Annotated in this window: 8 protein-coding genes; 5 read left to right on the forward strand and 3 right to left on the reverse strand. The window is 45.3% G+C overall.

Annotation, left to right across the window (positions count from 1 at the left end; genetic code table 11):
• The first annotated feature begins 95 nt into the window (after positions 1-95).
• Positions 96-1,439: a serine hydrolase domain-containing protein gene (locus BLS64_RS08570; RefSeq protein WP_093113108.1), complete on the forward strand. Its 1,344-nt coding sequence runs from the start codon at positions 96-98 to the stop codon at positions 1,437-1,439.
• A 1-nt stretch (position 1,440) separates the two neighbouring features.
• Here the strand turns inward: BLS64_RS08570 and BLS64_RS08575 are convergent, their stop codons facing one another.
• The 3 genes from BLS64_RS08575 to BLS64_RS08585 all read right to left on the reverse strand — a co-directional run bounded on the left by BLS64_RS08575 (position 1,441) and on the right by BLS64_RS08585 (position 3,366).
• Entirely contained in the window at positions 1,441-1,947 is a 507-nt protein-coding gene (locus tag BLS64_RS08575) for an SRPBCC family protein (protein ID WP_093113109.1), read from the reverse strand.
• A gap of 145 nt (positions 1,948-2,092) precedes the next feature.
• A complete protein-coding gene (locus BLS64_RS08580) occupies positions 2,093-2,542 on the reverse strand; it encodes a GNAT family N-acetyltransferase (protein ID WP_218124607.1) in 450 nt (149 codons plus the stop codon).
• Between the two features lie 47 nt (positions 2,543-2,589).
• Entirely contained in the window at positions 2,590-3,366 is a 777-nt protein-coding gene (locus tag BLS64_RS08585) for a hypothetical protein (RefSeq protein ID WP_093113110.1), read from the reverse strand.
• A 78-nt stretch (positions 3,367-3,444) separates the two neighbouring features.
• On the opposite strand from BLS64_RS08585, the gene BLS64_RS08590 reads away from it, so the two are divergent.
• The 4 genes from BLS64_RS08590 to serA all read left to right on the forward strand — a co-directional run bounded on the left by BLS64_RS08590 (position 3,445) and on the right by serA (position 8,362).
• Positions 3,445-4,440, forward strand: coding sequence for an alpha/beta hydrolase (locus BLS64_RS08590; protein ID WP_093113111.1), 996 nt, complete (start codon positions 3,445-3,447; stop codon positions 4,438-4,440).
• Between the two features lie 29 nt (positions 4,441-4,469).
• Positions 4,470-4,769: a hypothetical protein gene (locus tag BLS64_RS08595; RefSeq protein WP_093113112.1), complete on the forward strand. Its 300-nt coding sequence runs from the start codon at positions 4,470-4,472 to the stop codon at positions 4,767-4,769.
• A 165-nt stretch (positions 4,770-4,934) separates the two neighbouring features.
• Positions 4,935-6,272 carry a hypothetical protein gene (locus BLS64_RS08600; RefSeq protein WP_143019292.1) on the forward strand — a complete coding sequence of 446 codons (1,338 nt, stop codon included), beginning with the start codon at positions 4,935-4,937 and terminating at the stop codon, positions 6,270-6,272.
• A 197-nt stretch (positions 6,273-6,469) separates the two neighbouring features.
• Entirely contained in the window at positions 6,470-8,362 is a 1,893-nt protein-coding gene (serA, locus tag BLS64_RS08605; RefSeq protein WP_093113114.1) for a phosphoglycerate dehydrogenase, read from the forward strand.
• Positions 8,363-8,428: the final 66 nt, after the last annotated feature.

An 8,428-nucleotide genomic window follows, 5' to 3' on the forward strand; every position in this document is an offset into this window, starting at 1 on the left:
TGACAGGGATCATAAGTACCAGCCTTTAGAATGTTTTCGAAGCAGAAAAGAATTAGCGCATAAAAATCCTATATTTAGAAGGAATTCTTTCTCATATGAACAAAATTTTTAAGATCAGCCTCCTGCTTATCCTCCTGGCAATAATCGTAGTTGCCGTTTTGTATTATCCCCGTTTAAACCTCATCACCGGCTTTGCGGCCAAGAACATGTGTTCCTGTACCTTCATTTCTGAAAGGGAGCCTGCGAACATTGCCGCGACCGATAATGGTTTTGAGCCTGTCTCTATGGCAAAAAGCGAAGTGAATGCTGCGGAAAAGTATGCCTCTTCCGAAGTTTTCGGATTAAAGGAACGCACCGCGGTCTTTATTCCGGGTATTGGATGTACGCTTGTTCCTGAAGATGTTGAAAATGAAGAAAGAACAACCCTTACGCCAAACCGCAGCCGGGAGAAGATCGCCTGTCCGTACCCTTTTGGACATGAAAAAGCTGTAGATACGACCTTTTCTGAGGTCAATTACGACCGACTCGAAACCGCGCTGGATTCGGCCTTTGCACCTCGTAATCTGACCCGCGCGGTCGTTGTGCTTTACAGAGATCACCTGCTTGCGGAAAGATATTCTGAAGGATTTTCTGAAGATACTAAACTCCTGGGCTGGTCCATGACCAAAAGCATTACCAGCGCCCTGATTGGAATTTTGAACCGGCAGGGGAAAGTGTCCCTGGAGCAGGACCATCTATTTGAGGAGTGGAATGAGGATGAAAGGTCCGCCATTACCCTTAACAACCTGCTGCACATGAACAGCGGCCTGGCCTGGGAGGAGGATTACACGAAGATCTCTGATGTCACCAAAATGCTGTTCTTAAGTGAGGATATGAGCGAGGTGCAACTGCAGAAATCTCTGGTAGGGGAGCCGGGATCTGCCTGGAACTATTCTTCGGGTACCACGAACTTATTGTCTGCCCTTATTCGTGATCAGTTTGATACTCACCAGGAATATCTCGATTTCTGGTATTCAGAACTGATCGATAAAATCGGGATGCATTCTATGGTGGTGGAAACAGACCTTGCCGGAAATTACGTGGGATCATCATACGCCTGGGCCACTCCGCGAGATTGGGCCAGGTTTGGCTTGTTGTACCTTAATAAGGGGGAATGGAACGGAGAGCAGGTGCTGGAACCTTCCTGGATCGATTACACGGTTAAACCCACGCCGGGTTCTGACGGGGAATATGGCGCGTACTTCTGGCTGAATGCCGGCGGGGTATATCCCAATGTTCCCAGAGACCTGTTCTCAGCCAACGGTTTCCAGGGGCAGCATGTCTTTGTCATTCCTTCAAATGACCTTGTGGTGGTAAGGTTTGGCTTAAAAGAGCATCCCGACTTCAATGTGGACGATTTTCTAAATAGCATTATCTCTTCTATAGAAAAAACGCAATAACCTAGAAACTTTCCTGGGCCTCGAGCAACCGATCAAGATTTTGCAGGGCTGCGGAAAAACCTTCTATAAAGCCCATCTCTAAAAGCTTGTCCAGGTCTGAACTATCATCGAATTCTATGTTCACGGAAACTACTGTGGTTTCTATGGAACTCTCGTCAAATTCCACGTTCCAGGTAGATTCAGGCAAGCCGGTGTTCTTGTTCCCTTTTTCGTCAGTAAAGGCATCCAGAGCGGTGAAGCCAACCAGAGTCTTGACCATTTGAAAATCGGTTCGTGACCAGTGTTTTTCGCCCTCGGGACTTACCATGGCGTAGACCCATTTTCCCCCTTCTCTAAAATTCATTTCTTTGGTCTGAGTGGTCCAGGGTTCAGGTGCCCACCACTGGTCCAGAAGTTCCGGCTGGCTCCAGGCTTTCCAGACCCGTGAAACAGGGGCAGAGAATTCCCTGATCACCTGTATCTTGTTGTTCTCTTTGTCAACACTAAAGTTCATTGTCGGCGTACTCATAATTGCTGTGTTTTTGGTGGTTATGCAATTAAGAACAGGGCAGGAGATGTGGCAATATAAGGTAGTGAAAATATCAATTACGAAGAACTTTTATTTTGCTTCATAAAAGCATTTTTGCCGGTATATTCAATTGACCTTGTGAATTTTATGTTTGCTGTAAAGATCTTCGCATGTCATAGAGGTGGTAGTCTGGTGCCCAAAAATCTTTTACTATATTCTGAACCTCAAATCCTTGTTTTTCGTAGAACTTATAAACGAGCTGAGAAGTACGTACCTGGACCTCGGTAACGGGAGTTCTCTTCTTTATTTCGGCTATTCTGAATTGGGTTAACTTTCCTCCAATGCCGCGTCCCTGATGATCGGGGTGGATAAGGTCCCGGGAAATTCGGGCCAGGCTCTCTTCCGGGAAAAAATTAATTCCGCCGGCTCCTATTATTTTTCCGTCTTCCTCTACTACAAAATAGTACCGGGAATCTTCGTCTAAATAAAGGGAAAGCTCGGCTTCTTCAGCAGGAGCGAAATATTCAGGAGTGTTCAGGCGGATCAGTTGCAGGACAGCTTCCTTATCGGTAGGTTGGTAGGCGCGTATCATCATTTCTGTTTGGTTCCAAAATTAAGCTTTCCGAAGAAAAATTCGTGGATCTATTCCTGTTTTGGCGTGCCCAGCAGGTACAGGATCACTCCGGGCCCGGATCTTTTTCTGCCGATCTCCCACGTGAACTTTTCACTGTTTTCAAGAGTGGAGACCATTTCGTTCATTTCTTTAACCGAGTAAGTGCGGAGGGAAGAGACGACCCCGTCCCATAACACTGCCAAAGGAACCAGCGGAATGATATAGGTGAACAGCAGCCTTCCCACTTTAAATGGCCCAATAAAGGGAGTGGTGAGGAGCACGCTGAGAGGGGAAAGCAGCATGGCCAGGATGCTGCCAAAGCTTCTTTCCTGCGCTTCAAAAACGGCGATGGGCTTTTTACTGTTGACAGATTCCTGTAGGATCTCCCTTGCTTCCTCGGGTTCAAAGTGGTGAAAGGTCAGGAACATGGTCCTGAGTCCGGAAAGATTTCCCGGGATCTTCCTGATGTCCACCGGCCTAGTAACATAATTAATGGCTTCTGATCTTTCTTTCAGCATTTCAAAGGCCTCAATATTGGGAAAGTAATCGGTCAAAACTACTTTTAGACGGGGATGCTTTTTCAGCAGTTTTGGGAGCAGGCTCAGAATGGGCCCGCCACTCCCTGAGCCCAGGTCAATGATGACGTCTGTAGCAGCACTTTTGAGTCCGCGGTTGATCACCGGGATGGCCGGGTTGAACATGCCTGTCTTGCTCGAGAGAAAGCGCAGAAAATCGGTTTCATAGTTCCTGAGAAAATCAGGGAACCAATCGAGATCCTCAAACTCAAACAGCTGTATTCTGCCCATTTTTACATGCCTTTCCTAAATTTAAGGAAAAATTAAAGTACTTGAAAGAGGCTTTGTTTTTATCTATTTTGTGGTCTTATGAAAAAAAGATACTGGTTTATTTTACTGTTTTTCGCAATAATTGTGGTCACTTATTTCTCGGGACCGCATATTCCAAAACCTGAATATGATACAGATCTTCCCAGGCTTCCTGAAGATCTCATAGCCCTTGAGGAGTATGTGGAAAGAAGGGAAGCAAAAAAACCTGTAAGAAAAGACAATCACGCCAGGATTCTTTGGCAGGATTCTGTCCCCCGCAAGACAGAGTATAGTGTAGTTTATCTTCACGGGTTCGCCGGAAGTTATCGCGACGGCTATCCTGTAAACGTTCACATCGCCGACACTCTTGATGCTAACCTGTATATGGCGCGCTGGGCCGGCCATGGTTTGAAACCGAAAGCTTCTTTGAAAGATTTTTCAGCTGAAGCGGCCTGGAAGTCTGCAAAGGAAGCTTTGCAGATCGGCAAACAGATAGGGGAAAAGGTGATCATCATGAGCACTTCTACCGGCGGAACCCTGGCCCTGAAGCTTGCCGCCACTTATCCCGATAAGGTGCACGCGCTGATCAATCTGTCTCCCAATATTGAAGATGACGTGGAAGGTGCTTTTTTGCTCAATTCGCCCTGGGGATATGAACTGGCTCATTTGGTTGCCCTCGGTTCTAACCGCAAGATTTCCCACGAGGAAGAACTGGCGGCTCAATACTGGGATACGGTTTATCCTTCCCGGGCGCTGGTAGACCTGCAGGTTTTAGTTTCAACAGCTATGAGCGAACAAACTTTTTCCAAAGTACGTTGTCCTGTTTTGACGCTTTATTACTACGAGAATTTCATGGAAGAAGATGAGCACATAGAAGTAGATGACCTTTTTGAAATGCATTATGAACTTGGCACCCGCAAAGAGGAGAAAAGGCTGGTTTCTCTAGAGGAGCCAAAAACGCATTTCCTTGGAAGTGAAATTAAATCAAGTAATACTGAGGTAGTGGAGGAGGAGATCTTGAAGTTCCTGAAAACCGTGCTTGAGATAAAGCTGTAAATTCTGTAGATTTATTCAAAATATTCAAGTTGCCTGAAAATTTTGCACATATTACCAGGAGCGCAGTAATTGGAGCGGTTTTGGCCCTATTCTTATTAGCAGTTGATCTTTTTCTGCTGAGAGAGCCTGGTGCCGGGATCCAAAAAATGCTACCGGTTTCGCTTGCTGTTGTGCCGGCGGGTGCAGTAGGAGGCATGCTCTACGCATACTTTAACAGGATCAGTTTCAAAAATACCCGCGCAGCCATTCTCATCAACTTCTTCTCCGTGCTGCTCTATATTTTCCTGGTGCTTACAGGGTTCATGGTGGGTATGGAATTAGGTTCTTAAGAACCTGGTAATATGCCTTTCAGCGGAAAATTTGTTCATTATGTCTAAAACACTGGCATTCATAAATTTACTTGTAGGAAAATTATAGAGAAGAAGCTAAAAATTCCTAGTTTTAAAGAACTTCCCTACACAACTGTACCCCCGTAATTTTAAAGTTTTTGCACGATGAGACCTTTTCAAATTTTGGTGTGGTGGATTCTTGTACCTGTTCTTTGTGGATGTACAGATCATGAAACAATTTCTCAACCTTCTCATGACGGGAAATTAATGACTGGCGTTTTCCGGGATTCTGAGGTCACCGGACTTACCTATGAGACCGAGACCCAGCTGGGTAAAACAGACGTTGCAGGGGAGTTCCTCTTTAAAGAAGGAGAGAATATTTCTTTTTTTGTCGGTGGAATTTATCTTGGTAGCGGTACTGCAGCCACTGTAATGTCTCCTGTTTCCATAGCCTCACAACAACCTTCAAGCCTTTCCTCGCAGGAAGTGAAAAATCTGGCCTCCTTTTTACAGTCTCTTGATCATGATAGTGAGCCTGGCAATGGAATAATTATCAAGAAGGAGGTAGCTGAAGCCCTGAAAAATAAACAAATTGATTTTACCAACATGAAGCTGCAGGACCTGGGAGAAGTCCTGGCCGGGGTCATCCAACAAACCGATGCCAACCTGAAACCTGTATACCCTGAAAAGGCGGCTGTACATCTTAACCAAACCTTTGGTGAAGTATACGTGCCGCAGGATCATGCTTCTGCTTATTTTATCCCGGCCATAGAAGGCTGGCACGAACTTTCATTTGATGCGGTGCACTGGATACATTATACCGATGAAAATAACCGACTGCTTACTTCCTCATTGTATGACAAAAGGCCGTTTCGGGTGGTGATGCAAAATGAATACACCGCGTTCAATGCCGCAGGGCTTCCTGTCGAGTTCAGGCAGAAAACCTTAGCCAATGACCAGTTTTCCGAAGAGAAATTGTTCAGGATCACCTACACCGCAAAAAATCAGCTGGAAAGTATTACCACAACTTCAGCCGAAGGGGAGTTTCTTTCCAAAGTTAAGATCACGAACATGGACGGGCACTTCCGAATAAATGAGGCGCTGCATTACAATGAAAATGGAGAATTCCTTCTTCGGGAAAAGGTCATATACGATAAGTCCGGGGTGAGGTCTAACAAAGAGTATTATTCAACCTCTGAAGGAACTTCTAAGGAAAGTAAGGACTTCATGGGAAATACCTCCTATGCTTATAATGAACATGGGGAGTACCGGGTTGTGACCCATTATTCAACTGACGAAATACTTACCGACGTTTATCGCTACCGGGCCGATAAGACCTTAAGAAAAACAGAGCACTACAGGTATAGTGATCAAAAATGGAAAAGGATCGTCGAGTACGACAGCCGCGAAAACATCATCTCGGTTACTACCGTTTCGGGTGATAATAGCAACAAGTCTTTTACTGCTTCAAAAGAAGCTCCTGATCTTTCATCTTCTCACTGATCTCTTTTCACTGTTCTCTTCAAGATATCCGGCTGAAAAATTCTGTATTTTATTAGGCTTTTCCTGAAGAAATTAACGTAAAAAACAACCTTTTTAGGAATTCATCAATCTATGATTTTTTCTTCTTTTAATTTCCCTTAGATCCTTGGAAATACTTTAGTTTTGAGGGAAATGAACGCACCAAACCCTTATCAAAAATGAAAAATACCCGGCACTTTGTAATTGATTTTGACAGCACTTTTACACAGGTTGAAGCCCTGGATGTCCTGGGAGAGATCTCTCTTGCCGAACACGAGGAAAAAGAGGAGCGGTTAAAAGAACTGGAGAATTTGACCAACAGCGGCATGGCGGGGGATCTCTCTTTCAGGGAATCCCTTGAAAAGCGTTTGGCACTGCTCAATGCCGAAGAAAAACATTTGGGAAAGCTGGTGGACAGGCTAAAAAGCAAGATCTCCACTTCATTTATACGGAACAAGGAATTTTTTGATGAGTATCACGAGAACATCTATATCATTTCCAATGGTTTCAAAGAATTTATTGTTCCCATAGTTACCGAGCTGGGTGTTAAGGAAGAACATGTGTTTGCCAATACATTTAGGTATGATGAGAACGGAAAGATCATAGGTTTCGACCAGGATAACGTGCTTTCGTCTAATAATGGAAAAGTGGAAATGTTGAAGAGCATGGACCTGCAGGGGGATGTTTATGTGATTGGTGACGGTTATACAGACTACGAGATCAAAGCTGCCGGATTGGCCAACAAGTTTTACGCTTTCACCGAAAATGTAGAGCGGCATAACGTGCTGGATAAGGCTGACCATATCACCCCCAGCCTTGATGAATTCCTGTATCTGCATAAAATGAACAAAGCCATTTCTTATCCTAAAAACCGGATCAAGGTGCTGTTGCTGGAAGGCATTCACGAAGACGCCGAAAAGATTCTTAAGAATGAAGGATACAATGTTTCTACCTATTCCGGGGCGCTTGATGAGGAGGAGCTGAGCGAGATGATCAAAGACATTTCGGTTCTGGGAATAAGATCCAAGACCAGGCTTACCAAGAAGGTGCTCGAGAACGCTAATCGGCTTATCGCCGTGGGAGCTTTTTGCATAGGCACCAACCAGATAGACCTGCAGGAATGTGTGAGAAGGGGGATCGCCGTCTTCAACGCCCCATTCAGCAATACCCGCTCTGTGGTGGAGCTGGCTATTGGGGAGATCATTTTCCTGATGCGTGGCCTGCCGGACAGGATCTCGGAAATGCACCGTGGCACCTGGAATAAGTCGGCTTCTGGCAGTAATGAGATCCGCGGGAAAAAATTGGGGATAGTGGGCTACGGAAATATCGGTGCTCAGCTTTCGGTTTTAGCGGAAGCTATCGGGCTGGATGTTTACTATTACGATCTTATGGAAAAACTGGCCCTGGGGAATGCCACCAAGTGCAGCAGCCTGGAAGAGCTTCTTAAAAAGGCTGATATTGTGAGCCTTCATGTAGATGGCCGAAAGGAAAATCAAAACCTCATTGGAGAAAAGGAATTTGCCCTGATGAAAGACAACGCCATTTTCCTGAACCTGAGCCGCGGCCATGTGGTGGATATAGCTGCCTTAAAGAGAAACATGGAGTCCGGGAAGATCAAAGGTGCCGGGGTGGATGTCTTTCCGCAGGAACCAAAGAGCAACCAGGAGCCATTCGAATCTGAACTGCGCGGCCTGCCTAACCTTATCATGACTCCCCATATTGGGGGCAGTACCCAGGAAGCCCAGGTGAACATCGGTAATTTTGTTCCAGGTAAGATCATTGAATACATCAACACCGGAAGCACTACAAACAGTGTGGATTTCCCCAACCTGCAACTGCCTATCCTGGAGAATGCCCACCGTCTTATCCACATTCACCATAACAGGCCTGGGATCATTGCCCATATTAACAACGTACTTTCCCAACACGATTGCAATATTGTGGGGCAGTACCTCAAGACCAATGAACAGATAGGCTATGTGATCACCGATATTGACAAAGCCTACAATGAAGAGGTGATAAGAGAGATGAAGACTATAGAGGGAACCATCAGGTTTAGGGTGTTGTATTAATCCTGTCATTCAGAGCGAAGCGCAGCGGAGCGAAGAATCTCTCATTATGATGAACTTCATCACAAC

This window comes from Salinimicrobium catena, from assembly GCF_900102915.1.
GTDB classification, from domain to species: Bacteria; Bacteroidota; Bacteroidia; order Flavobacteriales; family Flavobacteriaceae; genus Salinimicrobium; species Salinimicrobium catena.

Coding starts and splice junctions, on each gene's coding strand:
- BLS64_RS08570 (WP_093113108.1), top strand. CDS start 96: ATGAACAAAATTTTTAAGATCAGCCTCCTGCTTATCCTCCTGGCAATA.
- BLS64_RS08575 (WP_093113109.1), bottom strand. CDS start 1,947: ATGAGTACGCCGACAATGAACTTTAGTGTTGACAAAGAGAACAACAAG.
- BLS64_RS08580 (WP_218124607.1), bottom strand. CDS start 2,542: ATGATGATACGCGCCTACCAACCTACCGATAAGGAAGCTGTCCTGCAA.
- BLS64_RS08585 (WP_093113110.1), bottom strand. CDS start 3,366: ATGGGCAGAATACAGCTGTTTGAGTTTGAGGATCTCGATTGGTTCCCT.
- BLS64_RS08590 (WP_093113111.1), top strand. CDS start 3,445: ATGAAAAAAAGATACTGGTTTATTTTACTGTTTTTCGCAATAATTGTG.
- BLS64_RS08600 (WP_143019292.1), top strand. CDS start 4,935: ATGAGACCTTTTCAAATTTTGGTGTGGTGGATTCTTGTACCTGTTCTT.
- serA (WP_093113114.1), top strand. CDS start 6,470: ATGAAAAATACCCGGCACTTTGTAATTGATTTTGACAGCACTTTTACA.